The organism is Tsukamurella tyrosinosolvens, from assembly GCF_900104775.1.
GTDB lineage: Bacteria > Actinomycetota > Actinomycetes > Mycobacteriales > Mycobacteriaceae > Tsukamurella > Tsukamurella tyrosinosolvens.
In genome coordinates, this window is record NZ_FNSA01000003.1 from 587014 (window position 1) to 612436 (window position 25423).

Consider the following 25423-nt stretch of genomic DNA (forward strand, 5'->3'; position numbering starts at 1 on the left):
GACGATGACCCCGGAGCAGATCGAGAAGGCGCTCACCGACCGGGAACTCGAGTTCACGCGCAAGGAGGAGACGGGCAAGGACGACGCCCATTTCGTCATCGAGCTGCCCGGCGAGAAGAAGCTGAAGACCACCACGCTGCTGACGCTGGGCAGGCACGGCGCTCGGGTGGAGGCCTTCGTCTGCCGGCACGTCGACGAGAACTTCGAGGGCGTGTACCGCTATCTGCTGCAGCGCAACCGGCGCCTCTACGGGGTGGCGTACACCCTCGACAAGGCGGGCGACATCTACCTGACCGGCCGGTTCGCAGAGCTCACCGAGGACGAGCTCGACCGCATCCTCGGGCAGGTCCTCGAGGCCGCCGACGGTGACTTCAACACCCTGCTGGAGTTGGGCTTCTCCACCGCGATCCGCCGCGAGTTCGACTGGCGCGTCTCCCGCGGCGAACCGCTGTGGAACCTCAAGCCGTTCGAGCACCTACTGCCGGAGTTTCCGGAAGATCTTCCGCAGTAGCGGTTCCGGTCGTCTCGGGCCGGGTCCGTGGGATCGCCAGGGCCACCACGGCGGCGACCGCGGCGACGACGCCGGCGATCACGAAGGAGCTGGTGAACGCGGACTCCGCGGGCAGCTCGACGGCGCGCGGGGTGCCGGCGCCCAGGGTGATGGTGGTGCGGGTCAGCACCGTCGCCATCACGGCGGAGGCGACGGCGGTGCCCATGGAGCGCATGAGCGAGTTGAGGCCGTTCGCGGCGGCCGATTCGGTCTCGGGGACGTTCCCCATAATGAGCGCGGGCATCGCCGAGTAGGCCACGCCCACACCGCCGAAGACGATCATGGAGCCGAGCGACATCTTCCACGTCGCGTCGGTGAGGCCGAGCAGCGCGAAGTAGCCGGCGGCCGACATGGTGGCGCCGATCGCCAGGGTCAGGCGCGCGCCGATCCGCTTGGTGAGCAGCGCGGAGACGGGGGAGAGCGCCATCATGACCAGGCCGCCGGGCACCATCCACAGGCCCGCGTTGAGCATGGTCAGGCCGAGTCCGTAGCCGGTGGCCTCGGGGATCTGCAGCAGCTGCGGCATGGTCAGCATGAGGGAGAACATCGCGAAGCCGACCATGATCGAGGCGAGGTTGGTCAGCAGGATCGGGCGGCGCGCCGAGATCCGCAGGTCCACCAGGGATTCGCGGGTGCGCAGCTCCCACCACCCCCACGCCAGCAGGACGAGGACGCCGCCGACGGCGCAGCCGATCGTGGCCGCCGAGGTCCAGCCCCAGCTCTGGCCCTTGGTGATCGACAGCAGCACGGAGACCAGGCCGACGCTGAGGCCGACGGTGCCGACCACGTCGAACTTCCCGGGGTTGAGGTTCGGCGACTCGGGGACGACGACGTACACCAGGCCGAGCGTGATGACGCCCAGCGCGAGCGAGAACCAGAACAGCGTGTGGTAGTCGAAGTGCTCGGAGATGTAGGCGCCGAACGGGATACCGATCGCGCCGCCCACGCCGAGCATCGCCGACATGAGCGCGACGGCGCCGGGGATCTTCTTCGCGTGCAGTTCGTCGCGCATGAGAGAGATGCCCACCGGCACCAGGCCCATGGCGAAGCCCTGGAACGAGCGGCCCACGACGGTCAGCAGCAGCGTGTGCGAGAGCGCGCAGATCAGCGAGCCCGCGATGAGGCTCAGCAGGCTGGTGAGCAGGATCAGCCGCTTGCCGTACATGTCGCCGAGCCGGCCGGCGATCGGCATGGCGACCGACGAGGCGAGCAGCGTGGAGGTGATGACCCACGAGGCGTTGTCGGCGGAGGTGTTCAGCAGGTGCGGCAGCTGGCCGACGAGCGGCACCACCAGCGACTGCATGAGGGAGGCGAGGAGTCCGCCGAGGCACAGGACGGCGATGAGGATCCCGTCCGACGGGGCCCCGGCACGGGTCTTTCGGAGCATGTCTGTCATGGCGCAGACGGTAGTTGCAGAATACAACTCAAGCAACCGGATGCGGTGAGCGTCACCCCGGCCGGGGGCACTGTGACGTGCATTAATGTGGGGCCGCGAACCGCCACGAATCGGGCTTTCCGGCCCTAGGGTCGAGGGCATGAACTCCACGACGAAGCTCCGCGCCGGCGCCGCGCTGCTCCTCGCGGCCGTCGTGGTGCCGATCCTCCTGGTCCTCACGCTCACGCTGCCGCAGTTCCGGCTCGACGCGCAGTCGATCCCGCTCGACGGTGCGCCGCACGCGGTCGAACTGCCGGCCGGCGCCGAGTACGCGGTCCTCGCCGCGACGCGGACCAAGGAGGGCGCGCCGTCGTGCGTGCTGACCGGGCCCGACGGTGCGCCGATCCCGTTGCGCGAGGTGTCCGGGGGTGTCACGGTGGAGAACCGGATGGTGCTGCGGGTCTTCGACACGGGGAGCGGCGTGGTCACGGCGGCCTGCCCGCCGACGCCGGGCTACACGGAGGTCGTGCTCGGCAAACGGCCCGATATGACGCGGCTGCTCGGCGGCATCTTCGGCGCCTTCGGGTTCGCGCTGTTGGTCGGCGGGCCGGGTCTGGTGCTGGTCGTCGGGGGCCTGCGGGGCCGGTCGCGCACCGCCTGAAGTTGGTTATGACCAGTTTCGCTGATCTGCGGGTATTCGACGCCACAGGGCTTTAGACTGGCCGCATGGAAATCGTGATCCGCCCGACTCCCGCCGACGTTGCCGTCACCGCCGCCGACATCGTCGCCGAGCACGTGCGCCGCGGCCCCACCGTGCTGGGGCTCGCCACCGGTTCCACCCCGCTCGCCACCTATCAGGAGCTCATCCGCCGCCACCGCGACGAGGGGCTGAGCTTCGCGGACTGCGTCTCCTTCAACCTCGACGAGTACGTCGGGCTGCCTAAGGGGCACCCCGAGAGCTACCGCGAGGTGATCCGCAAGGCGTTCACCTCGCACGTCGACATCCCCGATGCGAAGGTCGAGGGCCCGGACGGCACGGCCGCCGACATCGCCGCCGAGGCCACGCGCTACGAGGACGCGATCAAGGCCGCGGGCGGCGTCGACGTGCAGTTGCTGGGGATCGGCACCGACGGCCACATCGGCTTCAACGAGCCCGTCTCGTCGCTGGCGTCGCGCACCCGCATCAAGACGCTCACCACGCAGACCCGCGAGGACAACGCCCGCTTCTTCGCCTCGATCGACGAGGTGCCGATCCACGTGCTCACGCAGGGCCTCGGCACCATCTCCGAGGCGGAGCACCTGCTGCTGCTCGCCACGGGCGAGGGCAAGGCCGAGGCGATCGCCGCGACGGTCGAGGGGCCGGTCGCCGCGATCAACCCCGCGTCGGTGCTCCAGTTCCACCCGCACGTCACCGTCGTGATCGACGAGGCCGCCGCGTCGCAGCTGCGCCTGCGGGACTACTACGTGCACGTGCTCGCCAACAAGCCGGCGGACCAGCCCTTCTGATCCCCCGCTAGGAGTCCTCGGGCCCGAACAGGCCCGTCATCAGCGCCGCGAGGCTGGCGGCGAAGTCGTCGACGGTGGCGGCCTTCGCGTCCAGTTCCGCGCTCGCGCGCAGGTTCGGCACGGTGTCCCGCGGCATCGTCCCGACGATCTCGTCCATGCGCTCGTGGGTGAGCGGCGTCCCCTCCGCGCGCTGACGCAGGTGGGAGAGCACGCTGCCCAGGGTGAGGCTCCACAGCGCGCGGTAGGCGGCCAGGGCGGCGGCGCGGTCGCCGGTGAGCTCGTACGCCGCGCCCATCACGGCGTCGGTGAGCAGGAGCGCGCCGCGGCCGATCCGCTGCGGCCGGATGAGCGCCTCCGGCACCCACGGGTGCGCCGTGAGCGCCTCGTAGAGCGTGGTCATCGCCATCCGGATGCAGGCGCGCGGATCCTCGGGGAAGGTGATCGCCGCGAACGGCTCCGCGATCGCGTCGAGCGCCAGCGCGAGCAGGTTCTCCTTGTCGTTCACGTGCCGGTACAGCGCCATGGTGGTCACGCCCAGGTCGCCGGCGAGCTCCTTCATGGTGAGTCCGTCGACGCCGGCCTCGTCGAGCCGGACGAGAGCCCGTTCGACGATCCGTTCCCGCGTGATGCTGGGCGGGCGGCCGCGGCGCGGCGTGATCTGACGCATGCCCACATTCTGTCGGAGGGGGCTTGTGGGCGCCCGTGACTGAGGCTACCCTTCTGATTTATGTTACTTGATACACAAAAAACTCCGGTGCGGGCCGCGCTCCTCCTCGCCGCGCTCTCCCAGTTCCTCGTCGCCTTCGACGCCTCCGTCACCAACGTCGCACTCCGGGCGATCCGCGACGATCTGCACTTCAGTCCCCAAGGGTTGTCGTGGGTGGTCAACGCCTACGCGATCGTCTTCGGCGGGCTGCTGCTCCTCGCGGGCCGGCTCTCCGACCGGTTCGGCCCGCGGGCGCTGTTGCGCTTCGGCTTCGCGGTGTTCACCGTCGCCTCGCTCGGGGCCTACCTGTGCCACGAGCCCTGGCAGGTGATCGCGGTGCGCGTGCTGCAGGGCGTGGGCGCCGCGGCGATCGCGCCCGCCGCGATCACGTCGGTCGCCCTCACCTTCCGCGAGCCGGCGCAGCGCGCGAAGGGCTTCGCCGCCATCGCGATCGGCGCCTCCGTCGGCGGCGCGGTCGGCGTCGTGCTCTCGGGCGTGCTCACCGACGCGTTCGGCTGGCGCACCGTCATCGCCTGCGGCGCCGTGGTCTCCGCGCTCGGTCTCGCGCTCACGTACGCGGCTCCCGGGCCGGTGGCGGGGGCGGACCGTCGTACCGACTGGGCGGGCGGCGTGCTCGCCACCGCGGGCCTGACGGTGCTCGCGTACGCGATCGTCGCCGCCACCGACCACGGATGGGGCAGCGCCCGCACGCTCGGCTGGTTCGTCGTGTCCGCGGTGCTGCTCGCGGCGTTCGTCGTGGTGGAACGGCGAACGACGGTGCCGCTGGTCGACTTCCGCGTACTCGGGCGCCGCGAGGTGCTGGTCCCGTGCCTGGTGTTCGCCTTCGTGGTCGCGGGGCAGTTCGGCGCGTTCTACTTCGTCTCGCTGTATCTGCAGATGGGACTGGGCTATTCGGCCACCAAGACCGGTCTGATGTTCCTGCCCTTCTCCTTCGGCATCGTGGCCGCCGTGCAGATCGCGACGCGCCTCGTGCCGAGGATCGGCGCCCGCCGCGTGGTCGCGATCGGCACGGCGCTGGCGACCGTCGGCTTCCTGCTGTTCGCCCCGCTCCCCGCCGACGGGGGCTTCCTCACCGCCGTTCTGATCCCGTCGCTCGTGACGTCGGTGGGCATCGGCATGGTCTTCCTGCCGCTGCCGGCCGTGGCGACCGCGGCGGTGGCCCCGTCCGCGGCGGGCATGGTCTCGGGCGTCCTCAACACCTTCCGGCAGGTGGGCGGCGCCCTCGGGCTGGCGATCCTGGTCACGGTGGCGGCCGCGCTGAACGACGGTGCCGCCGTCCTCCCGGGCTACCGCGGCGCGCTGCTGGTGAGCGCCGGCCTCGTCGCGGCGGCCTTCGCCATCGCGCTGCTCCTGCCCGCGAAGCAGGAACCGGCCGCTCGTTAGAATGGCGTAGTGAATACGCGGCAGCTCGGCTTCGGCGCCCTGGCCGGACTCGCGGCGGCGATGGGGCTCGGCCGGTTCGTCTACACGCCGATCCTGCCGCTCATGCAGGAGCAGACCGGCATCTCGCCCGGCTCCACCGCGATCGTCGCCACGTTCAACTACCTCGGCTACTTCCTCGGCGCCCTGGCGCTGGCGATCCATCCACGGCTGGCGCGCAGCACGGCGCTGCTGCGGGCCTCACTGCTCGCCCTGGTCGCCAGCGAGATCGCGATGGTGCTGGCCGTGAACGTGCCCCTGTGGTCCGGGGTACGGCTGATCGCGGGCCTCGCCAGCGCCGTCGTCTTCGTCTACTGCGCGGGCGCGGTCGCCGGGACCGCGGCGGCGGGCGTCGCCTTCTGCGGCGTGGGCGTGGGCATCGCCGCCTCGGGCGTGCTCGTCGTCGCGCTCGGCGAGGCGGTCGGCTGGCGCACGCTCTGGTGGGTGGCCGCGCTCGCCACCGCGCTGTTCGGGCTGTTCGCGTGGCGGCTCCCGCCGGGCGGTGCCGGCACCGTCGCCCGGCCCGACGGTGCCGCCCCGTCCCGGCCCGGCGTGGCCGCGTGGGCGCTCGGGACCAGCTACTTCCTCGAGGGGCTCGGCTACATCGTGCTCGGGACCTTCCTGGTCGCGGCGGTCGCGGTCGGCGGCGAACGCTGGGAGGGGCCCGCGGCGTGGGTGATCGTGGGGCTGGCCGCGGCGGTCTCGCCGCTGATCTGGGCGCGGCTGCGCCGGTACCGCTCCGCCGAATCGCTGCTGGTGATCGCGTTGTTGCTGCAGGTGGTCTCGGCGGTGCTGCCGGCGCTGGTCCGCGGGCCGGCGGCAGCAGCGGTGTCCGCGGTGCTGTTCGGCGGCACGTTCATCGGCGCGGTGATGCTGTCGATGGAGGCGGGCGCGCGGATCGGCATCCCGCGCTCGGCCGCGGTGCTCACCGCCGCATACGGCGTGGGTCAGATCGTCGGCCCGCTCGTCGTCGCGCCGATGCTCGGCGACGGCTACGACGCGGCGTTCCTCACGGCGGGTGGTGTGCTCGTCGCCTCCGCGGTCCTCGCCGCGGTCGCGCGCCGGACCGCACCTGATCGAGTGGCCGCCGGGTCTTGACTATTTTCCAAAAAGGGAAATAATTGCGAGGTATGGATGGGAATAACTTCGCAGCAGCAGTGATCTACCGCGACGCCCCGGCGGCTCTCCAATGGCTCGAGCGGGCGTTCGGCTTCGAGACGACGATGGCGATCGATTCGCCGCCGGACCAGCCCACGATGGGCCACTACGAGATGGACTGCGGCGGCGGCCGCATCATGGTCGGCTCGGAGTGGACCGAGTCGGCGCGCAGCCCGGCGAGCGTCGGCGGCGTGAACACGCAGTCGCTGCACGTCGGGCTCGCCGCGGACATCGATGCGCACTGCGAGCGCGCCCGCGCCGCCGGCGCCGCGATCGTGCAGGAGCCCGAGGACCAGTTCTACGGCGACCGCACCTATCGGGCAGCCGACCTCGACGGCCACGTGTGGACCTTCTCCCAGCACGTCCGCGACGTCGGCCGGGCCGAGGCGGAGGCCGCCATCGGCACGCCGATCCGCGCGAAGAACTGGACGTGACGGCACCTCAGCTGGACGCGACCCTCGCGGCGCTGTCCGATCCCGTGCGCCGCCGTGTCGTCGAACTCCTCGCGGACCGACCCCGTCGACCGGGGGAACTCGCCGAGGAGACGGGGGCCAGCCCGTCGACGCTGAGCAAGCACCTGCGCGTGCTGCGCACCTCCGGGCTGGTGACCGAGGAGCACCCCGTGCACGACGCGCGCGTGCGGATCTACACGCTGCGGTCGGCGCCGATGGCCGAGCTGCGCGGGTGGCTCGAGGCTGCCGAGCGCGGCTGGGCGCAGCAGCTCACCGCATTCCAGGACCTGCTCGCGGAGGAATCGTGACCGCGCGGCCCGATGCCTCCCGCGTGTTGGTGGCGCTGCGCGTGCCGGCCACGCCCGAGCGGGCGTTCGCGACCTTCACCGAGCGGATCGACGACTGGTGGGCGCACAACGGGCTGTTCCAGTTCACGCGTGGACGCACCGGGACCATGGTCTTCGAGACCGGGCCGTCGGGCCGGCTGCTGGAGCGGTACGACGACGGCACCGAGTTCGTGATCGGCGCCGTCCGCGCCTGGGATCCGCCTTACGGCTTCGTGATCGGCTGGCGCCAGGCCGGATTCACGCCGGATCAGGACACCGAGCTGCACGTCTCCTTCGCCGCGGTGCAGGCCCACCCGCCGTCGACGCGGGTCACCGTCGAGCATTTCGGGTGGGACCGGATTCCGCCGGAGAGCGCAGCGCGGCACGGCTTCCCGCTCCCGGTCTTCTCGCTCCGCTTCGCGCAGTGGTGGCGGGACCAACTCGCGGGGCTCGCCGGTCGCGCCCGCTGATCGGCGGCGCGTCAGGACGGGGCGAAGCTGAGCGTGGCGGCGCGGTTCTTGGCCCGGGGCGCGGTGTAGTAGACGTCCACCGTCTGTCCGGGGAGCACGCGGACGGGCAGGTACTGCCAGGTGAAGGTGACCTTGTCCGTGTTGCAGGCGACGCGTAGCAATCGATCGCCCGCCTCCACCGTCAGCGTGTTCGTCCGCCACATCGTCGCCAGCGGCCACTGCTTGACGAGGCCGTCCACGGTGGCCCAGACCTCCGGGCCGTTACCGCCCAGGTTGATGAGATCCGTCGGGTCGCGGGTCCAGAGGAAGTCGACGATCCGCTCCACTCGGTCGAATCGCTGCCAGAACCCGCGTCGACCCCGCTGGCAGTGGAGCCGGATCTGGCCCGTCGGGTGCCCGGTGTTCGTCCGCTGTGGATGCACCGCTTCCTCCTGGATCCCGGCGAGGAATCTCCTTGCCGGAACCCAGGATCGGTGCCGTCCCTTGGCGTGGACTTGCCGGACGGTTGGTGCTGCCGTCAGCGCCGCCGTAGCAGGCGCTCCGGGTAGCGCTCGCCGACGGCGGAGAGCGCGGTGAGCTCCGCGACCTGCGCTGCGGTCAGCGTCACCGTCGCGGCGCCGAGGTTGTCTCCGAGGTGCTTCCGCCGGGTGGTGCCGGGGATCGGGACGATGTCGTCGCCCTGCGCCAGCACCCAGGCGAGCGCGACCTGCGCGGCGGTCACCTGCGCACCGTCGGAACTGAGATCCGCTGCGATGGCGTCGATCCGGTCGACGAGTCGCAGGTTCGCCTCGAGGTTCTCGCCCTGCCAGCGCGGGATCGACTGGCGGAAGTCGTCGCCGCCCAGCGCCGCGGCGACGGCCTTGCGGTCGGCCGTGAGCAGGCCCCGGCCGAGCGGGCTGAACGGCACCAGGCCGGCGCCCACCTCGCGCGCGGCCTGCAGCGGACCGTCCTCGACGTCCCGGGTGAAGATCGAGTACTCGGACTGCAGTGCCGCGATCGGGTGCACGGCGGCGGCCTTGCGGATGTCCTCCGCGGTGGCCTCGGACAGCCCCAGCGCCCGGACCTTGCCCGCCGCAACCTGCTCGGCCATCGCGCCCACGGTCTCCTCGACGGGGACCTGCGGGTCGACGCGGTGCAGGTAGTAGAGGTCGATCACGTCGACGCCGAGGCGGCGCAGCGAGCCGTCGACGCACCCCGCCACGCGTTCCGGGCGGCCGTCGAGGCCGACGGGCTTGGCGTTCTCGTCGTTGACGAAACCGAACTTGGTGGCGAGCACGATCTCGTCGCGGTGGGCCTGCACGAAGGGGGCGAGGAACTCCTCGTTGGCGCCGTTGCCGTACATGTCGGCGGTGTCGTAGAGCGTCACGCCGGCGGCGAGCGCGGCCTCCAGGGTGGCGCGGGCCTCGTCGGGGTCGGCGGTGCCGTAAGCATGGCTCATGCCCATGCAGCCGAGGCCGAGGGCGGAGACGCGCAGGTCGCCGAGGGTGCGGGTGGGGATCATGTCAGTCCTCCGGGTCGAGTTTGTCGGGTGAGACGGTGCCCGGCGCCCCGCCGGGGCCGCCGGGGGCGGTGCAGTCGCCGAGCGCGCCGCCGTAGGTCGCGATCTTGTAGTCGATGACCGCGAGCGAGTACTGCAGTTCCTCGATCTGCGCGGCCGTGCGGGCGCGGTGCGCCTTGAGGAGCGCGAGCCGGGCGGGGACCGTCGCGTCTCCGCCGTCCACGAGGTGCACGTACTCCGTGATGTCCGCGATCGGCATGCCGGACAGGCGGAGCCGGGTCAGGAAGATGACCCGCGCGATCGCCTGCGGGCCGTACCGGCGGTGCCCTGCGCCGTCGCGGTCGACGGTGACGAGCCCGACCCGTTCGTAGTAGCGCAGCGTGTGGCCCGAGACGCCCACCAGCTCCGCCAGTTCGGCGACGGTGAGCGGCCCCTCCTGGGCCGGTCCGGCGAGGATCTCCGCCGCGCTGGGCAGCGGCCCGCGCGAGCGGACGATGGATGCGAGTTCTTCCGTGCGTGCGACCACGTGAGCAACGCTAGGCCTTCGAGCGCACTCGAAGTCAACACCGTTCCCGCGATGCCCGCGTCACCAGCGACGCGTCAGTCCCTGTCGGGCGTCCACGGCTGGACGAAGCCCAGGTCTCCCAGGCCCTCCGCGGCGGCGATGAGCGGGTAGCCGGTGGCACCGTCGATCTCCTCGCGGAGGATGTCGGCGTGGCCGGCGTGACGGGCCACCTCCTCGATGACGTGCAGCAGGATCCAGCGGACTGTCCACCCCTCGAATCCGTCCGGGAACCACGGCGCGGGACGCGCGGGGGCGACCGCGTCGAGGTCCGCGGTGTCCGCGACGGCCAGGGCGCGCGCGGTGGCGGCGTCGTGGGCCGCGAGCAGGGAGGCGAGGGTTTCATCCTCACGGACCCGGAAGTCGTCGCCCTCGGCCATGGCGTCCAGCCGAGGGTCGGAGAACAGCTCCGGCGCCGCCTCGGCCCGCGCGGACCAGGCGTTCACGGTGAGCGTGACGTGCTTGAGCAGCCCTCCTACGGTGAGCGTGCTGCGGGCGGGGGAGAGGCGGATCTGCGCCTCCGTGAGACCGAACGCGGTGTGCCGCAGGCCGTCGAGCTGCTGCGCGAGGAAACCGCGGAGGCCCGCGCGCTCGGAATCGGCCGGTGGTGCCATGAAGGGCATGAGGATCTCCTAGCTGATGGTGCGGATGAGTGCAGTGAACCGTGTGCCACTGACAGGGATCGCCGGTGCACGATGTCGCCCTGGAAAAGTGGTGTCAAGACCCATCTTCGTTCGAAAATGGCTTCGTAGAATAGAAGACATGAGCTATTCGGATGACGCATTCACACTGGGCAGGCGGGTGTGCACCCCTCTGCCGCGAGTGTTCGATGGTGCGGTGTCCGGGCTCAGCGCGGCGGGTGCGTTGACTCGCCTGCGGGTGTTGACCGCCGAGCAGAACCGGCTGGAGGCGGAACGGTCGGCCGTGCTGACCAGGCTCTACGAGCTGCGTGATGACGCCCGTCGGGTGCGGGAGGAGTCGTCGCGCCGGTTCGTGGACGACTGGGACGAGTTGGTCGCGGAGGTCGGTGCCGCGCTGGGCACGGGTCGCACGGCCGCGGCGTCGGCGGTGCATCGTGGACTGGATCTGCGGGAGCGGTGCCCGCGCCTGTTCGAGTTGTTCGCCGCCGGGACGGTGAGTCCGGCGGTGGTGCGCGAGGTCCTGCGAGCATCGGCGGCCGTCCTGGACGATCGGGTCGCGGTCGTCTTCGATGCGCGGATCACGGAGTGGTTGGCCGCCCGGAGCGGGCAGTCGCTGTCGGTGCGGGCGGTGGCGGAGGCGGCGAAGGGCGTCCTGGTCGGGTTGGACCCCGCGGCGGCGCGGGAGACGCCGCCGGCGGAGCCGCGCGAGCGCGTGGAGTTCCATGCCCGCGCCGACGGGCTGGTCGATCTGGAGGCGGTGATGCCCAAGGATCAGGCGTTGCGGCTGTCCGCGCTGGTCGGCCCGCTGGCGCAGTCGGTGTGCCGGGCGGACGGCCGCACGATGGGGCAGCGGCAGGTCGCCGCGCTCGTCGCCTTGGCCGAGGGCTACGAGAGCCTGGGCTGCCGGTGTGGCACGGACGCGTGTGACCTGCGCGAGGCCAGGCCGCGGACCGGTGCGGTGTCGCAGGAGGTTCGGGCGCTGGCGGTGATCGTGCTCAACGAATCCGATCTCGCCGATCTCGCTGACGCCGCCGATGTGGACGCAGCCCCACCCGAATCCGACCTGTTCGCGGCCGATTCCGGCGCCGATGCTGACGCGGGCGATCCCGACAATGGTGTCGGTGCGGACCGCGGAGCGGTGGTCCTCACGGGGGATCCGGGGATCACGGGCCCGGTCACCGTCGAACAGGCCAGGGAGTTGATCGCCGCGACGCGGACGCAGTGGCGGGTGCTCGGCCGCCGCGACCCCGCGACCGGCGAGGTGCACGCCCGCGGCGCCGGAGGGTACCGGCCCACCTGGTACCAGCTGCTCGTCATGCGCCTGACCTACGCCACCTGCGTCTTCCCCGGCTGCACCGTGCCCTCCGACCGCTGCCAGGCCGACCACGTCACCGAATACGACCACCACCAGCCCGCCGACGGCGGGGCGACGACGGTCGCGGGCGAGGGCACTGCGGGGAACCTCGTGCCGCTGTGCGGCTTCCACCACCGGATCAAAACGGAAACCGGCTGGCTCTCCGACCTCCTACCGGACGGCACCGTCGAATGGCGGCACCCCGCGGGAGGGGTGCACACCGTCCCACCCGGCACCGCCCGGGAACTCCTACCGGGGCTCGACCGGATCATCTGGGACGCCCCCGAACCCACGCCACCGAAACTCAAGAACCCCGACGGCCTCGCATCCGCCGCAAAGCGACGCGCGAAAGCCCGCCGCGCCCTCCGCGCGGAGAACCACCTCCTGCGCGAAGAACACCGCGAACACCGCACCGCCGTGGCGGAGGAACGTGCCCGGGAGCGGGAGCGCGCCGAGGCGCTCGCCGCCGGATTGGTCTACGACGACACGCAGCCCCTCGCGCCGCCGCCCTTCTGAGCGACGAAACGGGTTGCCGTGAAAGTCCTGTCGCGCCGGGGATCAGGTCTGGCCTCCAGGCGGAGGCCTGTGGTCGTTGCTGCCGATGTGGTGACTGGACGGCGGCACGTTTCTCCACTCGTCCTCTTCGTCGAGCGTCCACTTCCGGAAGCCGGGGGTGAAGCCGCCCGACCACTCACCGCGCTTCTGTCGGCGGCGCACGACGACCATGAGGATGATGGGAACGATCGTGACCGCGATGGCGACGACGATGATCACCGCGGCACCTGCATCCATGTCTTCAGTATGGAGCGCTGCCGCCGCGATGCGCTCCGTCAGTGGGAGCGCGCCGTCCAGCGACCGTCCCGCCGCGCGATGGAGATCGGGTGGTCGAAGGCGTGGCTGATCGCGTCGGTGGTCAGCACGTCGTCGACCGCGCCGGCCGCGGTGATCCGCCCGTCGCGGATCAGCACGGCGTGGGTCGTGGTCACCGGGATCTCCTCGAGGTGGTGGGTCACCAGGATCGAGGCGAGCTCGGGGTGGGCGCGCCGCGCACCGTCGACCGTGGTCAGCAGCCGCTCGCGCGCGGCGAGGTCGAGCCCGGTCGCGGGTTCGTCCAACAGCAGGAGGGCCGGATCGCCCATCAGCGCGCGGGCGATGAGCGCCCGACCCCGCTCGCCCTGGGAGAGCGTCGGCCACCGCGACTCGATGTGGCGCGACATCCCGAGGGTCTCGACGAGCTCGTCCGCCCTGGTGCGCTGCCCCTCGGTCGGCGCCCAGCGCGGCGGGAACTCCGGCGTGTTCGTCACGCCGGTGATCACCACGTCCCGCACCGTCAGCGGCGCGTCGAGGCGGTGGCGCGGGTTGACGTGCCCGATGTGCGTGCGCAGCTCGCGCATGTCGACGCGACCGAGGCGCTTGCCGAGCACGTCGACGGTGCCGCGCGTCGGGTGGGTGACCGCGCCGCACAGGCCGAGCAGCGTCGACTTCCCGGCCCCGTTCGCGCCCAACAGGACCCAGTGCTCGCCCCGGCGTACGGTGAGGGAGACGTCGTCGAGGAGGTTGCGACCGGTGCGGACCAGGTCCACGTGGTCGATGCTCAGCACGTGCGGATCGTTCGTCGCGGTATCAGTCACAGTCCACCTCTCCACTCAAATTGATTGGATGATTGTATGACTTCCCATCGGTGGGATCCATCCCAGTACCTCCGATACGGCGACGAGCGGACGCGGCCGTTCCTCGACCTGCTCGCCCGCGTCCCCGGCGACGCGCGCACCGTCGTCGATCTCGGGTGCGGCCCGGGTAACGACGTCGAGCCGCTGCGCGCCCGCTGGCCCGAGGCCGCGATCCACGGCGTCGACTCCAGCGCGGAGATGATCGACCGCGCCCGTGCCGACGTCGCCGACCCCCGCGCGACCTTCGCGGTCGGCGACGCGGCCGCGTGGCGTCCCGACGGCGAGCGTCCCGACGTGATCGTCTCGAACGCCATGTACCAGTGGGTCGATCGGCACATCGACCTCCTCCCCGCCACCGCCGACGGTGCCGCCCGCGCGTTCGCCTTCCAGGTGCCGGGCAACCAGGACGCGCCCTCGCACGCGCTGCTGTGGCGCCTGGCCGCGGAGTACGGCATCACCGACTTCCGCCGCATCGACGTGCGTGACCCCGCCGAATACCTCGCGGCGCTGCAGCGCCCCGGCTGGACGGTCGACGTCTGGGAGACCACGTACCTGCACGTCCTGCAGGGGCCCGACGCCGTCTTCGAATGGGTCTCCGGCACCGGCGCGCGACCCGTGCTCGCGCGGCTCGACGGTGCCGAGCGCGAGGACTTCGTCGCCCGGTACAAGGCGGAGCTGAACCTCGCCTATCCACCAAGGGGCTTCGGGACGGTGCTGCCGTTCCGACGGATCTTCGCGGTCGCGAGCCGTGATCAGGCGTCGAGGGCGTAGTCGCGGAACGCGCGCACCGCGCGCGGCAGAGCCGTATCGGGCCGCCAGATCAGGCCCACCTCGCGGGTCGGCGCGGGCCCGGACATGGGCACCAGCACGAGGCCGGGCGGCCACAGCGGGTCCTCGTCGACGGGCAGCAGCGCCACTCCGAGGCCCGCCGCGACCAGGCCGGCCACGGTGAACGACTCGGAGGATTCGAAAGCGATCCGGGGCCGGAAACCCGCGGCGGCGCAGCGCTCCTCGAGGATGCGCCGCAGGCCGAACTCCGGGTGCATCGTGATGAAGTCCGCGTCGGCGGCCTCGGAGAGGTGCACGGACGCGCGCTCCGCGAGCGGGTGCCCCGCGGGCACGGCCAGCGCCAGGCGCTGCACCGCGAGCAACCCGAAGGCGACGGCGCTCGTGGCGGGCCGCGGCGAGACGATCGCGAGGTCGGCCTCGTCGGCGAGCACCCGCTCGGTGACCGTCCCGGCGGCGAACTGCGACAGCTCGAACGTCACCCGCGGCTCCCGCTCCCGGAAGCCCGAGACCAACCGCGGCACCAGCGCGACGCCGAAGGAGTGCAGGAACGAGAGTCGGATCGTGCCCTGTGACGGGCTGCGCAGGTCCGCGATCTGCGCCCGGGCGGCCTCCAGCTCGGCGTGCGCCCGCCGCGCGTGGTCGAGGTAGATCTCGCCGCTCGCGTTGAGGACCAGCCGGCCGTGCCGCCGGTCGAACAGCGGCGCGCCGATGTCCGCCTCCAGCCGCGCCAGGGTGCGCGAGAGCGTCGGCTGGGTGATCCGCAGCGCCGCCGCCGCGTCGGTCATGTGCTCGGTCTCGGCGAGCGTGATGAACCGCGCGAGGTCGTCCGACGTGCTCGGAACGGGCCTACCAGCTGCGGTCATGCGTTCTTTCTATCAGGATCGGCAGATCCATGCATTTCACACATCGTCGTTTCCGGAGCAGGGTGAGCACCATGACCGCCACCGTCGACAGCATCGGGACCGCGCCGCTCCGGGCCGGGACGCCCGCGTACCGTCGGACCACCCTGGCGCTGTTCGTGGCGGGCCTGACCACCTTCGGCTCGATGTACTCGACGCAGGCCGTGCTCCCCGAACTGACCCGCGTCTTCGGCTCGGCGCCCGCCGTGTCCGCGCTCGCGGTCTCCGTCACGACCGGCCTGCTCGCGCTCGCGATCATCCCCGTCAGCGCGCTGTCGGAGCGCTTCGGCCGGACCCGGGTGATGACCGTGTCGGCCGTCGCCGCCGTCCTGCTCGGCCTGGTGATCCCGCTCGCGCCGACCCTGCCCGTCCTGCTGATACTCCGTGCGCTGCAGGGGATCGCGCTCGCCGGCGTGCCCGCCGTCGCCATGGCCTACCTGGCCGAGGAGGTGGACGGGCGCGACCTCGGTGGGGCGATGGGGCGGTACGTCGCCGGCACGACGATCGGCGGGCTGCTCGGCCGCGTCGTGACGGCGGTCGGGCTCGACGTCATGGCCTGGCGCGGCGCCATGGAGGTCTTCGCCGTCGCCGCGGCGGTGCTCACGGTGGTGATGATCCGCACCCTGCCGGCGTCGCGGTTCCATGTGCCGAAGCCGGTCTCGGTGGGAACGACGGTGCGCGGCATGCTCGGCCACCTCCGCCGGCCGGAGCTCGCGACGCTGTTCGTCCTCGCCTTCCTGCTCATGGGCGGTTTCGTCAGCGTCTACAACTTCCTCGGATTCCGTTTGCTCGCAGAGCCCTTCGCGCTCGCACCCGGCGTCGTCGGGCTGGTCTTCCTGATCTACCTCGCGGGCACGTTCTCCTCCGGCGCGGCGGGCAGGCTCGCGGACCGGGTCGGACGCCGCCGCGTGCTGCTGGCCTCCATCACGACGATGGGTGCGGGCCTGATCGTGACGCTGCCGGATTCGACGCCCGCCGTGCTCGCCGGGATGGCCGTCTTCACCGCCGGCTTCTTCGCCGCGCACAGCGTCGCCAGCGGCTGGGTCGGGCGACTCGCCACCGAGCACCGCGCCGAGGCCTCGTCGGGGTACCTGTTCTGCTACTACGCCGGCTCGTCGGTGCTCGGGGCGTCGGGCGGGGCGGCGTTCGCGGCGCTCGGATGGACGGGGCTGGTGGTGGCGGTCTCGGTCGCCGTCGCCGCGGCGTTCGTGCTGGTCGTCGCGGTCCTTCCCGGTTCGGCGAGCGGGTCCGCGGAGCGCTGAGTAGCGTCGACGCCATGCGCATCGGAGTCCAACTTCAGCCCCAGCACTTCACCGAGTACCAGCAGCTCCGCGACGCCGTCGCCAAGCTCGAGGACCTGGGCGTCGACATCGTCTACAACTGGGACCACTTCTTCCCGCTCTCGGGCGACCCCGACGGCACGCACCTCGAGTGCTGGACGATGCTCGCCGCCTGGGCGGAGCAGACCTCGCGGATCGAGATCGGCGCGCTGGTCACGTGCAACAGCTACCGCAACCCGGACCTGCTCGCCGATATGGCGCGCACCGTCGATCACATCTCGAACGGCCGCCTGATCCTGGGCATCGGCTCGGGCTGGTTCCAGCGCGACTACGACGAGTACGGCTACGAGTTCGGCACGGCCGGCTCGCGCCTCGACGACCTGGGCACGGCCCTGCCCCGGATCACCGAGCGCTGGAGCAAGCTCAATCCCGCTCCCACGCGCGACATCCCGATCCTCATCGGCGGCGGCGGCGAGAAGAAGACGCTGCCCCTCGTCGCGCAGTACGCCTCGGTGTGGCACTACTTCGTGGACCTGGAGACCTACCGGCACAAGTCGGCGGTGCTCGCCGAGGCCTGCGCGAAGATCGGCCGCGACCCGAAGGAGATCGCGCACAACGTCGCGATCCCGCGCGGCACCGGACCCGACGACGCCCTCGCCTTCGCCGACCAGCTCGTCGCCGAGGGGGCCACGCAGTTCACCGCCGAGCTCTCCGCGCCCGGCTTCGACTACACGATCATCGAGGCCCTGCTGCGCTGGCGGGACGCGCAGTAGGCGAGGCCTCCGCTCCCGGCGATCCCGGGACGTGCGACCCGACGAAGGTCCCTGGCGGGCACCGTCGGGCGGGATGAGAGTGGGGCGGCGGGCACCCGCCCGCCCCGACCCCAGGAGCGCGTCATGGAACGATTCACCGCCGGCACCACCGTCCTCGATCGCGCAGAGGCGACCGAGCTGTTGGGCCGCAAGGACGTCGGGCGCGTCGTGATCGCGCTCGGGGGTGACGCCGAGATCTTTCCCGTGAACTACGTGCTCGGCGAGGGCTGCAACATCCTGTTCCGGACCGGCCCGGGTAGCAAGCTCGCCTCGGCCGTCGTGGCGCACGAGGTCGCCTTCGAGGTCGACGAGGTCGGAGGGGACCAGGCCTGGAGCGTCATCGTGCGCGGGCCCGCGCGTGTGCGCACGGACTCGTCCGCGCTGTCGGTGACGGACGCACTGTCGCTGCGGCCGTTCATCGACGACGGTAAGTACGAGGTCGTGGAGGTCCTCGCCGAACGGGTCAGCGCCCGCGGCTTCGGCCGCACCTGGTCCTGAACCGTCGGGACATCGGTCGGGACGTCCGCCGCTGCCGCGGGGCGGCCTCGCGGCCGACGATCGATCCATGGACGGTGGAACAAGGACGACCGCCACGGATGTGGCACCCGAGCGGCGGCTGCGTGCCGCGCGCCCCGAACCCGCGCGCGGCAGGCCCGTCGGAGGCTGGATCCGGGACCTCGTGGTCACGACGGATCACAAGACGATCGGTGTCATGTACATCGTCACGTCGATGTTGTTCTTCTTCGTGGGCGGCCTCATGGCGCTGATCATGCGCGGTGAGCTCGCGGAGCCCGGCCTGCAGTTCCTCTCCACCGAGCAGTTCAATCAGTTGTTCACCATGCACGGCACGGTGATGCTCCTGCTGTACGCGACCCCGATCGCGTTCGGCTTCGCCAACTACCTCGTGCCCCTGCAGATCGGCGCGCCCGACGTCGCGTTCCCGCGGCTCAACGCCGTCGGGTACTGGCTGTACCTGTTCGGCGGCCTCACCGCGTCCGCGGGCTTCATGGTCCCCGGCGGCGCGGCCGACTTCGGCTGGACCGCGTACACCCCGCTGTCCGACGCCGCGCACAGCCCGGGCGTCGGCGGCGACCTGTGGTTGATGGGGCTCACGGTCGGTGGGCTCGGGACGATCCTCGCGTCGGTGAACATGGTCACCACGGTGCTCTGCCTGCGTGCGCCCGGGATGACGATGTTCCGGATGCCGATCTTCACGTGGAACATGTTCGTGGTGAGCGTGCTCGCGCTCATGATCTTCCCGTTGTTGGCGTCCGCGCTGGTCGGGCTGGAGGTGGACCGGCAGTTCGGTGCCCACCTGTTCGACCCGGCGAACGGCGGAGCACTCCTGTGGCAGCACCTGTTCTGGTTCTTCGGCCACCCCGAGGTGTACGTGCTGGCGCTGCCCTTCTTCGGCATCGTCTCGGAGATCTTCCCGGTGTTCAGCCGCAAGCCGATCTTCGGCTACAGCGGCCTCGTCATGGCGACGCTCGCGATCGCCGCGATCTCTATGGCGGTGTGGGCGCACCACATGTACGCCACCGGCGCGGTGCTGCTGCCCTTCTTCAGCTTCATGACCTTCCTCATCGCGGTGCCAACGGGCGTGAAGTTCTTCAACTGGATCGGCACGATGTGGAAGGGGAACATGACTTTCGAGTCGCCGATGCTGTTCTCGATCGGCTTCCTCGTGACCTTCCTCTTCGGCGGCCTGACCGGCGTGCTGCTCGCGTCGCCTCCGCTCGACTTCCACGTCTCCGACACGTATTTCGTGGTCGCCCACTTCCACTACACGCTGTTCGGCACCATCGTCTTCGCGGCGTTCGCGGGCATCTACTTCTGGTTCCCGAAGGCGACGGGGCGCATGCTGAACGAGCGGCTCGCGCGCTGGCACTTCTGGCTCACCTTCATCGGCTTCCACGCCACGTTCCTCGTGCAGCACTGGCTGGGCGCCGAGGGCATGCCGCGTCGGTACGCGGACTACCTGGCGAGCGACGGTTTCACGAGCCTGAACCGGATCTCGACCGTGGGCGCGTTCATCCTGGGCGCCTCGGTCCTGCCCTTCGTGTGGAACGTCTTCACGAGCTACCGCTACGGCGAGGTCGTCACCGTCGACGACCCGTGGGGCTTCGGCAACAGCCTCGAGTGGGCCACCACCTGCCCGCCGCCGCGGCACAACTTCACCGAGCTGCCGCGCATCCGCTCCGAGCGCCCCGCGTTCGAGCTGCACTACCCGCACATGGTCGGGCGCATGCGGGCGGAGAAGCACACCGCGCGTTAGCGGGCCGGGACGACCGACACGACGCCGCTCCACGGCGCGTCGCCCGGGTTCCGGGGATCGGGCTGGGGCCCCGCGGCCCGACGGTGCGCCTCCGGCGAATCCAGGCGTCCCAGCCGGACCGCCGCCGGGAAGAGCGGCTCGATCCGATCCGCGCGCCAGCCCCGGTCCTCGATGTGGGCGACCCCGTCGGCGGGCAGGAACCGCCACGGGGCGCGCCGCAGGATTCCCCGGTTCCGCTCGGCCATCACCGAGCCCACGCCCGCGGCACTGAGGTCGAGGCACCACCGCTCGACGCCCGCGGCGAGCAGCGTGTCCGCGAGGGCGTCGGCCTCGTCGGGGGAGAGGTACATGACCAGGCCCTCGGCCAGCGCCAGGACCCGACGGTCCGCGAGCCCGTCCAGCAGGTTCGCGAGGCCCTCTCCGGCCAGGTCCAGCGGCACCCGCCGCAGCCGGCAGCGGGCCGTCTCCGACGTGAGGACCGCGGCCTTGTGGTCGAGGATCGCGGGCAGGTCGACCTCGATCCACTCCAGGCCGGCGGGCAGGTCGAGCCGGTAGGGGCGGGCGTCGAGGCCCGCGCCGAGGTTGACGACGGTGTCGCAGCCGCCCGCGATCGCTGCGGCCACCGCCTCGTCGATCAGGACGGTGCGCGCGGTGAGGTACCAGCCGTCGCCGCCACCCGCGGCCGGCGCCGCGCCCTCCGCGATGGCGCGGCCCGTCGAACCGGCGAGGCGGGCGGCGAACGGGTCGTGGAAGAGCGCGTCGGGCCGGGCGGATTCGAGTGCGCGGTGGTGCGCGACCCACCGCGCGGTGTCGTCGACGGTGCCGATGCGGTGGTCGCCCATGTCGCCTCCCTCTATAAACGTAGAGTCCTCTATGGTTATAGAGCAACAGGCGGCGGGAGGGCAAGCGTGGACGAGCGGCGGACGGCGATCTGCGAGGCCGTGCTGGACCTCGCGGCCGAGGGCGGCAATCGCGCGGTGACGCACGGCGCCGTCGACAAGCGGCTGGACCTGCCCAAGGGGTCGACGTCGTACTACTACCGCACCCGCGCGGACCTGCTCGCCGCCGCGATCGGGCGCCTGCGGGAGCGATCGCGCGAGGAATTCGACCGCGCCGTGCCGCGGGCCGTCGACCCAGAGACCGCGGCGGACGCGATGGCCGCGCAGTTGCACCTTCTGCTCACGGACCGCCGGCGCGACGCCCTCGCCCGCTACGCGCTGGCCCCGGACGCGGCGGCCGAGGAGCTGGCGGCGGACCTCGCCACCTGCCTGTTCTCCGTCCCGCTGGCGTCGGGCCTGTTCGCGGCGCTCGGCACCGTCGACCCCGACCGGGCCGCGGCCGACCTGGTCAGCCTGCTCGAGGGCCTGCTGTTCGACCGGCTCTACGGCGCCCGCTCGCTCGGGCCCACGAAGTCCGAGGCGGAGAGCATCGCGGACCTGCGTGGGCCGATCCGGCGGGCGTTAAACTACGGCGCATGACCTACGGCACCCTGATCCTGCTCCGTCACGGCGAGAGCGAGTGGAACGCGTCCAACCAGTTCACCGGCTGGGTCGATGTGGCGCTGACGGAGAAGGGCCGCGGCGAGGCCGTTCGCGGCGGCGAGCTGCTCAAGGAGGCGGGCCTGCTGCCGGACGTCCTGTACACCTCGCTGCTGCGCCGCGCGATCACCACCGCGAACCTCGCGCTGGACGCCGCCGACCGGCACTGGATCCCCGTGGTCCGCGACTGGCGCCTCAACGAGCGCCACTACGGCGCGCTGCAGGGCCTCAACAAGGCCGAGACCAAGGAGAAGTACGGCGACGAGCAGTTCATGCTGTGGCGTCGCAGCTACGACACCCCGCCGCCCGCGATCGACCCCGCGAACGAGTACAGCCAGACCGGCGACCCGCGGTACGCCCACCTGCCGCAGGTGCCGCTCACCGAGTGCCTGCTCGACGTGGTCAAGCGCTTCATCCCCTACTACCAGGCCGTCATCGAGCCGCAGGTCGCGCAGGGGAAGACGGTGCTCGTCGCCGCGCACGGCAACTCGCTGCGCGCGCTGGTCAAGCACCTCGACGGCATCTCCGACGCCGACATCGCCGCGCTGAACATCCCCACCGGCATCCCGCTGACCTACTCCTTCACCGAGGACGGCGCCGTCGCCAACCCCGGCGGCACCTACCTGGACCCCGAGGCCGCCGCCGCGGGCGCCGCCGCGGTCGCCAACCAGGGCGCCAAGTAGTCCCACGGACGACGACGGGGCGGTACCGAGAAATCGGTACCGCCCCTTAAGTTTTTCCTCAGGCTCCGGGGCCGTGGAGGCGATAGGTTGGATCACATGGCTGACGTGACTGTGACCCACTCCCCGGAACAGGAGCGCTACGTGCTCACCGTCGACGGCGAGCAGGCGGGCTACCTCGACTACGTCGACGAGGTGGACGTGCGCCTGCTCACCCACACCGTGGTCGACGCGGAGTACGGCGGCAACGGCTACGCCGCGGTGCTCACCAAGGCCGCCCTCGACGACGTCGTCGCGTCGGGCACGAAGGCGCGGGCCGTGTGCTCGTACGTCGCGAACTACGTCACGAAGCACCCCGAGTACGCCTCCGTTGTCGAGGTGGCCGCCGACCGGTAACCCGTTGTTCACCAGTCGTTCCCGATGTGAAATATCGATCGGGAACCTGGGTACACTGACCGCGTGACTGTGGCCCTCTGTGTGGTGTCCGCCCTGGCGGGCGCCCTCATCGGATGGCTCGCGCGGCGCGTCCGGCAGCGGGTGATCACCGCCGAACCGGCGACCCCGACCCGCATGACGGTGGCGGAACTGAACCGCGCCGTGATCCGCGACTCGCCCACGGGGCTCGTCGTCGTCGATCGGTTCCGCGACGTCATCGCGTGCAACGCCCGCGCCGAGGAGTTCTCCCTCGTCCGCGAACAGCTCCTCGACGACCGCGTGTGGCAGGCCGCCTCGCTCGTCCTCGAGACGGGGACGCCCCGCGCCGTCGAACTGACGGTCTCGCGCCGGTCCGACCGGGCGAGCATCGCGGTGCGCTGCCGGGTGGACCTCATCGAGGGCAACGAGCCCGACGAGCGGTACGCCGTGGTCTACGCCGACGACGACACCGAGAACCAGCGCATGGAGGCCACGCGCCGCGACTTCGTGGCGAACGTCTCCCACGAGCTCAAGACCCCCGTCGGCGCGATCGGGCTGCTCGCCGAGGCGCTGCTGGAATCCGACGACGACCCGGAGGCGGTGCGGCACTTCGGCTCCCGCGTGCTCGTCGAATCCACCCGGATGGGCAACATGGTCAACGAGCTCATCGCGCTCTCCCGCCTGCAGGGCGCGGAGAAGCTGCCCGACCTCGGCAGCGTCGAGGTCGACGACGTGGTCGGCGAGGCCGTCGCGCGCGCCCAGGTCTCGGCCGAGGCGAACAACATCTCGCTCATCGTCGACGAGCCCTCCGGCCTCGAGATCCGCGGCGACGACACGCTGCTGCTCACGGCCCTGTCGAACCTCATCTCCAATGCGATCGCCTACTCGCCGCAGAACACCCAGGTCTCGATCAGCCGCCGCCTGCGCCCCGCCACGGGGCCCGACGGTGCCGCGTCGGTCGAGATCGCGGTCACCGACCGGGGCATCGGCATCGCCCCCGAAGACCAGGAGCGCGTCTTCGAGCGCTTCTTCCGCGTCGACAAGGCGCGGTCCCGGATGACGGGCGGGACCGGACTCGGTCTCGCGATCGTCAAACACGTCGCCGCGAACCACGGCGGCACCATTAGGCTCTGGAGCAAACCGGGCATGGGTTCGACCTTCACGCTGGTGCTGCCGGCGCCGGTCGAGCCGGGCGCGGGACCTGCAGAGCGCGATGACCACAGTGAGGATGTACTGCGGTGACACACGTACTGATCGTCGAGGACGAGGAGTCGCTGGCCGACCCCCTGGCGTTCCTGCTCCGCAAGGAGGGCTTCGAGACCACCGTCGTGACCGACGGTGCCGAGGCCCTGCGGCACTTCGACTCCGCCGGCGCCGACATCGTCCTGCTCGACCTCATGCTGCCCGGCATGAGCGGCACCGACGTGTGCAAGCAGCTGCGCGCCCGCTCGTCCGTGCCGGTCATCATGGTGACCGCGCGCGATAGCGAGATCGACAAGGTCGTGGGCCTGGAGCTGGGCGCCGATGACTACGTCACCAAGCCCTACTCCGCGCGGGAGCTGATCGCCCGCATCCGCGCGGTGTTGCGCCGCGGCGCCGACACCGCCGCCGCGGACGGCCTCGACGACGGGGTGCTCGAGGGCGGGCCCGTCCGCATGGACGTCGAGCGGCACGTCGTGACCGTCGGGGGCGAGGCGGTGACCCTGCCGCTCAAGGAGTTCGACCTGCTGGAGTACCTGCTGCGCAACAGCGGCCGCGTCCTCACCCGCGGGCAGCTCATCGACCGCGTCTGGGGCGCCGACTACGTGGGCGACACCAAGACGCTCGACGTGCACGTCAAGCGCCTGCGCAGCAAGATCGAGTCCGATCCGGCGAACCCGAAGCACCTGGTCACCGTCCGCGGCCTCGGCTACAAGCTCGAGCCCTAGCGCGCTGCTCCGAGCAGCGCCGCCTTGCCGGGACGCGCCGGCGAGCACACGCTGAGGCCATGCGACTCCTGGTGCTCGGTGGTACTGCCTTCCTCTCGCGCGAGATCGCGGTCGTGGCCGTCCGCGCGGGCCACGACGTCACCTGCGCCGCCCGCGGCACGTCCGGGCCGGTCCCCGACGGCGCCTCCCTGGTCCGGTGGGACCGTTCTGCCGACCCTGTTCCGCCCGGGCTGTCCGACGGAGCCTTCGACGCCGTCATCGACGTCGCCCGCACGCCGTCCTGGGTTCGGGACGCAGTCGCCGCGATCCGGGCCGCACATTGGGTGTTCGTGTCCACCATCAGCGTCTACGCCGACACCGCGACGCCCGGCGGCGGACCGTCGAACCTGCCTCTGCTTCCGGCTTTGCACGACGATGTCGCGCTCGACACGAGGCCTGAAGCGTACGGTGCCATGAAGGTGGCCTGTGAGGAGCTCGTGCGCGACGCGTGTGCCGACGCGGCGGTGGTCCGGCCCGGGTTGATCGTGGGGCCCGGTGATCCGACGGGGCGGTTCTCCTACTGGCCAGGTCGGCTCGCGTCCGCGGCCGACGGTGACCTCGTGCTCGCTCCCGGCGCTCCCGGGGCTCGTGTGCAAGTGCTCGACGTGCGCGACCTCGCGGCGTGGCTCGTGCTGTTGGCCGAACGGCGTACGGCCGGCACGTTCGACGCGGTCGCACCGGCCTTTCCGATGGTCGAGTTCGTGCAGCGGATGGCGGTCGGCCTCGGGGTGCGGCCTCGATGGGTGTGGGCTCCCGACGATTTCCTACTCGCACGGGGTGTCGAGCCGTGGGCGGGGGAACGGCCCCTGCCGCTGTGGCTGCCACGCCCCGACTTCGACGGAATGCTCGATCACGACGCCGGGCCTGCCGCAGAGCGCGGTCTCAGGGTCAGGCCCCTCGACGAGACGGCACGCGATACCGCGGAGTGGCTCCGGACTGCGGGCGATGCTCTGGCGGTCGGCATGACTCGAGACGACGAACGCGCCCTGATCCGCGCACGGACCGCTGAGTAGGTAGCAGCCGATGCTGCTACTCGGAGGTAGTGAGCACTCGCTGCAGAC

General features: G+C 71.5%; 30 protein-coding genes. 20 read left to right on the forward strand and 10 right to left on the reverse strand.

Annotation, left to right across the window (positions count from 1 at the left end; all coding sequences use genetic code 11):
• Positions 1 to 4 precede the first annotated feature (4 nt).
• Positions 5 to 511, forward strand: a complete 507-nt coding sequence (locus tag BLW32_RS04195; protein ID WP_372456793.1) for a type III secretion system chaperone family protein — start codon at positions 5 to 7, stop codon at positions 509 to 511.
• Here the strand turns inward: BLW32_RS04195 and BLW32_RS04200 are convergent.
• Positions 459 to 1946, reverse strand: a complete 1488-nt coding sequence (locus BLW32_RS04200; protein ID WP_068740764.1) for an MFS transporter — start codon at positions 1944 to 1946, stop codon at positions 459 to 461. The two genes, BLW32_RS04195 and BLW32_RS04200, sit on opposite strands and share 53 nt — an antisense overlap.
• 139 nt (positions 1947 to 2085) lie before the next feature.
• Between BLW32_RS04200 and BLW32_RS04205 the strand changes: the two genes are divergently transcribed.
• The gene (locus BLW32_RS04205; RefSeq protein WP_068740765.1) at positions 2086 to 2586 is read left to right on the forward strand and encodes a hypothetical protein; all 501 of its coding nucleotides are present in this window, start codon (positions 2086 to 2088) and stop codon (positions 2584 to 2586) included.
• 65 nt (positions 2587 to 2651) lie between these two features.
• A complete protein-coding gene (nagB, locus tag BLW32_RS04210; protein ID WP_068740766.1) occupies positions 2652 to 3431 on the forward strand; it encodes a glucosamine-6-phosphate deaminase in 780 nt (259 codons plus the stop codon).
• 7 nt (positions 3432 to 3438) lie between these two features.
• On the opposite strand, the gene BLW32_RS04215 is transcribed toward nagB, so the two are convergent.
• Positions 3439 to 4098, reverse strand: a complete 660-nt coding sequence (locus BLW32_RS04215; protein ID WP_082791277.1) for a TetR/AcrR family transcriptional regulator — start codon at positions 4096 to 4098, stop codon at positions 3439 to 3441.
• A gap of 60 nt (positions 4099 to 4158) precedes the next feature.
• Here BLW32_RS04215 and BLW32_RS04220 point away from each other — a divergent pair, with 60 nt between their 5' ends.
• From BLW32_RS04220 to BLW32_RS04240, 5 genes are read left to right on the forward strand one after another with little or no spacing between them, the layout of a single operon-like run.
• Positions 4159 to 5541, forward strand: coding sequence for an MFS transporter (locus tag BLW32_RS04220; RefSeq protein WP_068523760.1), 1383 nt, complete (start codon positions 4159 to 4161; stop codon positions 5539 to 5541).
• Between the two features lie 9 nt (positions 5542 to 5550).
• On the forward strand, positions 5551 to 6675 hold the full coding sequence (locus tag BLW32_RS04225; RefSeq protein WP_068523762.1) for a YbfB/YjiJ family MFS transporter: 1125 nt from the start codon (positions 5551 to 5553) through the stop codon (positions 6673 to 6675).
• Positions 6676 to 6707: 32 nt separating this feature from the next.
• Positions 6708 to 7169: a VOC family protein gene (locus BLW32_RS27875; RefSeq protein WP_068740767.1), complete on the forward strand. Its 462-nt coding sequence runs from the start codon at positions 6708 to 6710 to the stop codon at positions 7167 to 7169.
• A complete protein-coding gene (locus BLW32_RS27880) occupies positions 7166 to 7495 on the forward strand; it encodes an ArsR/SmtB family transcription factor (protein WP_231857323.1) in 330 nt (109 codons plus the stop codon). The genes BLW32_RS27875 and BLW32_RS27880 overlap by 4 nt, the downstream gene beginning before the upstream one ends.
• Entirely contained in the window at positions 7492 to 7983 is a 492-nt protein-coding gene (locus tag BLW32_RS04240) for an SRPBCC domain-containing protein (RefSeq protein WP_068740768.1), read from the forward strand. The genes BLW32_RS27880 and BLW32_RS04240 overlap by 4 nt, the downstream gene beginning before the upstream one ends.
• 11 nt (positions 7984 to 7994) lie before the next feature.
• Here BLW32_RS04240 and BLW32_RS04245 read toward each other — a convergent pair whose 3' ends face one another.
• The 4 genes from BLW32_RS04245 to BLW32_RS04260 form a co-directional block, all read right to left on the reverse strand.
• Positions 7995 to 8405 (reverse strand): hypothetical protein, encoded by a 411-nt coding sequence (locus tag BLW32_RS04245; protein ID WP_139286061.1) that lies wholly within the window; start codon positions 8403 to 8405, stop codon positions 7995 to 7997.
• A gap of 95 nt (positions 8406 to 8500) precedes the next feature.
• The gene (locus BLW32_RS04250) at positions 8501 to 9484 is read right to left on the reverse strand and encodes an aldo/keto reductase (RefSeq protein ID WP_068740769.1); all 984 of its coding nucleotides are present in this window, start codon (positions 9482 to 9484) and stop codon (positions 8501 to 8503) included.
• Between the two features lies 1 nt (position 9485).
• Positions 9486 to 10007: a MerR family transcriptional regulator gene (locus BLW32_RS04255; RefSeq protein WP_068740770.1), complete on the reverse strand. Its 522-nt coding sequence runs from the start codon at positions 10005 to 10007 to the stop codon at positions 9486 to 9488.
• A 74-nt stretch (positions 10008 to 10081) separates the two neighbouring features.
• Entirely contained in the window at positions 10082 to 10666 is a 585-nt protein-coding gene (locus tag BLW32_RS04260) for a DinB family protein (RefSeq protein WP_068740771.1), read from the reverse strand.
• Positions 10667 to 10880: 214 nt separating this feature from the next.
• On the opposite strand from BLW32_RS04260, the gene BLW32_RS04265 reads away from it, so the two are divergent.
• Positions 10881 to 12554, forward strand: coding sequence for an HNH endonuclease signature motif containing protein (locus BLW32_RS04265; RefSeq protein ID WP_068740772.1), 1674 nt, complete (start codon positions 10881 to 10883; stop codon positions 12552 to 12554).
• 42 nt (positions 12555 to 12596) lie between these two features.
• On the opposite strand, the gene BLW32_RS04270 is transcribed toward BLW32_RS04265, so the two are convergent.
• Complete coding sequence (locus tag BLW32_RS04270; protein ID WP_068740773.1) at positions 12597 to 12830, reverse strand: hypothetical protein; 234 nt, start codon at positions 12828 to 12830, stop codon at positions 12597 to 12599.
• 38 nt (positions 12831 to 12868) lie between these two features.
• Positions 12869 to 13669: an ABC transporter ATP-binding protein gene (locus tag BLW32_RS04275; protein WP_197467582.1), complete on the reverse strand. Its 801-nt coding sequence runs from the start codon at positions 13667 to 13669 to the stop codon at positions 12869 to 12871.
• Between the two features lie 36 nt (positions 13670 to 13705).
• Between BLW32_RS04275 and BLW32_RS04280 the strand changes: the two genes are divergently transcribed.
• Positions 13706 to 14479: a methyltransferase domain-containing protein gene (locus BLW32_RS04280; protein WP_068740775.1), complete on the forward strand. Its 774-nt coding sequence runs from the start codon at positions 13706 to 13708 to the stop codon at positions 14477 to 14479.
• Here BLW32_RS04280 and BLW32_RS04285 read toward each other — a convergent pair.
• Entirely contained in the window at positions 14461 to 15360 is a 900-nt protein-coding gene (locus BLW32_RS04285) for a LysR family transcriptional regulator (RefSeq protein ID WP_068740776.1), read from the reverse strand. The two genes, BLW32_RS04280 and BLW32_RS04285, sit on opposite strands and share 19 nt — an antisense overlap.
• Positions 15361 to 15431: 71 nt before the next feature.
• On the opposite strand from BLW32_RS04285, the gene BLW32_RS04290 reads away from it, so the two are divergent.
• The 4 genes from BLW32_RS04290 (at position 15432) to ctaD (ending at position 19763) form a co-directional block, all read left to right on the forward strand.
• Positions 15432 to 16658: an MFS transporter gene (locus BLW32_RS04290; protein ID WP_068740777.1), complete on the forward strand. Its 1227-nt coding sequence runs from the start codon at positions 15432 to 15434 to the stop codon at positions 16656 to 16658.
• 14 nt (positions 16659 to 16672) lie between these two features.
• Positions 16673 to 17449 (forward strand): LLM class F420-dependent oxidoreductase, encoded by a 777-nt coding sequence (locus tag BLW32_RS04295; RefSeq protein WP_068523786.1) that lies wholly within the window; start codon positions 16673 to 16675, stop codon positions 17447 to 17449.
• Between the two features lie 123 nt (positions 17450 to 17572).
• Positions 17573 to 17986: a pyridoxamine 5'-phosphate oxidase family protein gene (locus tag BLW32_RS04300; RefSeq protein WP_068523788.1), complete on the forward strand. Its 414-nt coding sequence runs from the start codon at positions 17573 to 17575 to the stop codon at positions 17984 to 17986.
• Between the two features lie 67 nt (positions 17987 to 18053).
• On the forward strand, positions 18054 to 19763 hold the full coding sequence (gene ctaD, locus BLW32_RS04305) for an aa3-type cytochrome oxidase subunit I (RefSeq protein ID WP_068740778.1): 1710 nt from the start codon (positions 18054 to 18056) through the stop codon (positions 19761 to 19763).
• Here the strand turns inward: ctaD and BLW32_RS04310 are convergent.
• Positions 19760 to 20605, reverse strand: coding sequence for a class I SAM-dependent methyltransferase (locus BLW32_RS04310; RefSeq protein WP_068740779.1), 846 nt, complete (start codon positions 20603 to 20605; stop codon positions 19760 to 19762). The genes ctaD and BLW32_RS04310 overlap by 4 nt on opposite strands.
• Positions 20606 to 20671: 66 nt before the next feature.
• Between BLW32_RS04310 and BLW32_RS04315 the strand changes: the two genes are divergently transcribed.
• The 6 genes from BLW32_RS04315 to BLW32_RS04340 all read left to right on the forward strand — a co-directional run bounded on the left by BLW32_RS04315 (position 20672) and on the right by BLW32_RS04340 (position 25375).
• Entirely contained in the window at positions 20672 to 21241 is a 570-nt protein-coding gene (locus tag BLW32_RS04315) for a TetR/AcrR family transcriptional regulator (protein ID WP_068523794.1), read from the forward strand.
• Positions 21238 to 21984 (forward strand): phosphoglyceromutase, encoded by a 747-nt coding sequence (locus tag BLW32_RS04320; protein ID WP_068523796.1) that lies wholly within the window; start codon positions 21238 to 21240, stop codon positions 21982 to 21984. The genes BLW32_RS04315 and BLW32_RS04320 overlap by 4 nt, the downstream gene beginning before the upstream one ends.
• Before the next feature lie 96 nt (positions 21985 to 22080).
• Positions 22081 to 22377: a GNAT family N-acetyltransferase gene (locus tag BLW32_RS04325; protein WP_068740780.1), complete on the forward strand. Its 297-nt coding sequence runs from the start codon at positions 22081 to 22083 to the stop codon at positions 22375 to 22377.
• A gap of 63 nt (positions 22378 to 22440) precedes the next feature.
• Complete coding sequence (locus BLW32_RS04330) at positions 22441 to 23637, forward strand: sensor histidine kinase (protein WP_082791280.1); 1197 nt, start codon at positions 22441 to 22443, stop codon at positions 23635 to 23637.
• On the forward strand, positions 23634 to 24323 hold the full coding sequence (locus BLW32_RS04335) for a response regulator (RefSeq protein ID WP_068740781.1): 690 nt from the start codon (positions 23634 to 23636) through the stop codon (positions 24321 to 24323). The genes BLW32_RS04330 and BLW32_RS04335 overlap by 4 nt, the downstream gene beginning before the upstream one ends.
• A gap of 59 nt (positions 24324 to 24382) precedes the next feature.
• Entirely contained in the window at positions 24383 to 25375 is a 993-nt protein-coding gene (locus BLW32_RS04340) for an NAD-dependent epimerase/dehydratase family protein (protein ID WP_068740782.1), read from the forward strand.
• The last annotated feature ends 48 nt before the right edge of the window (positions 25376 to 25423 follow it).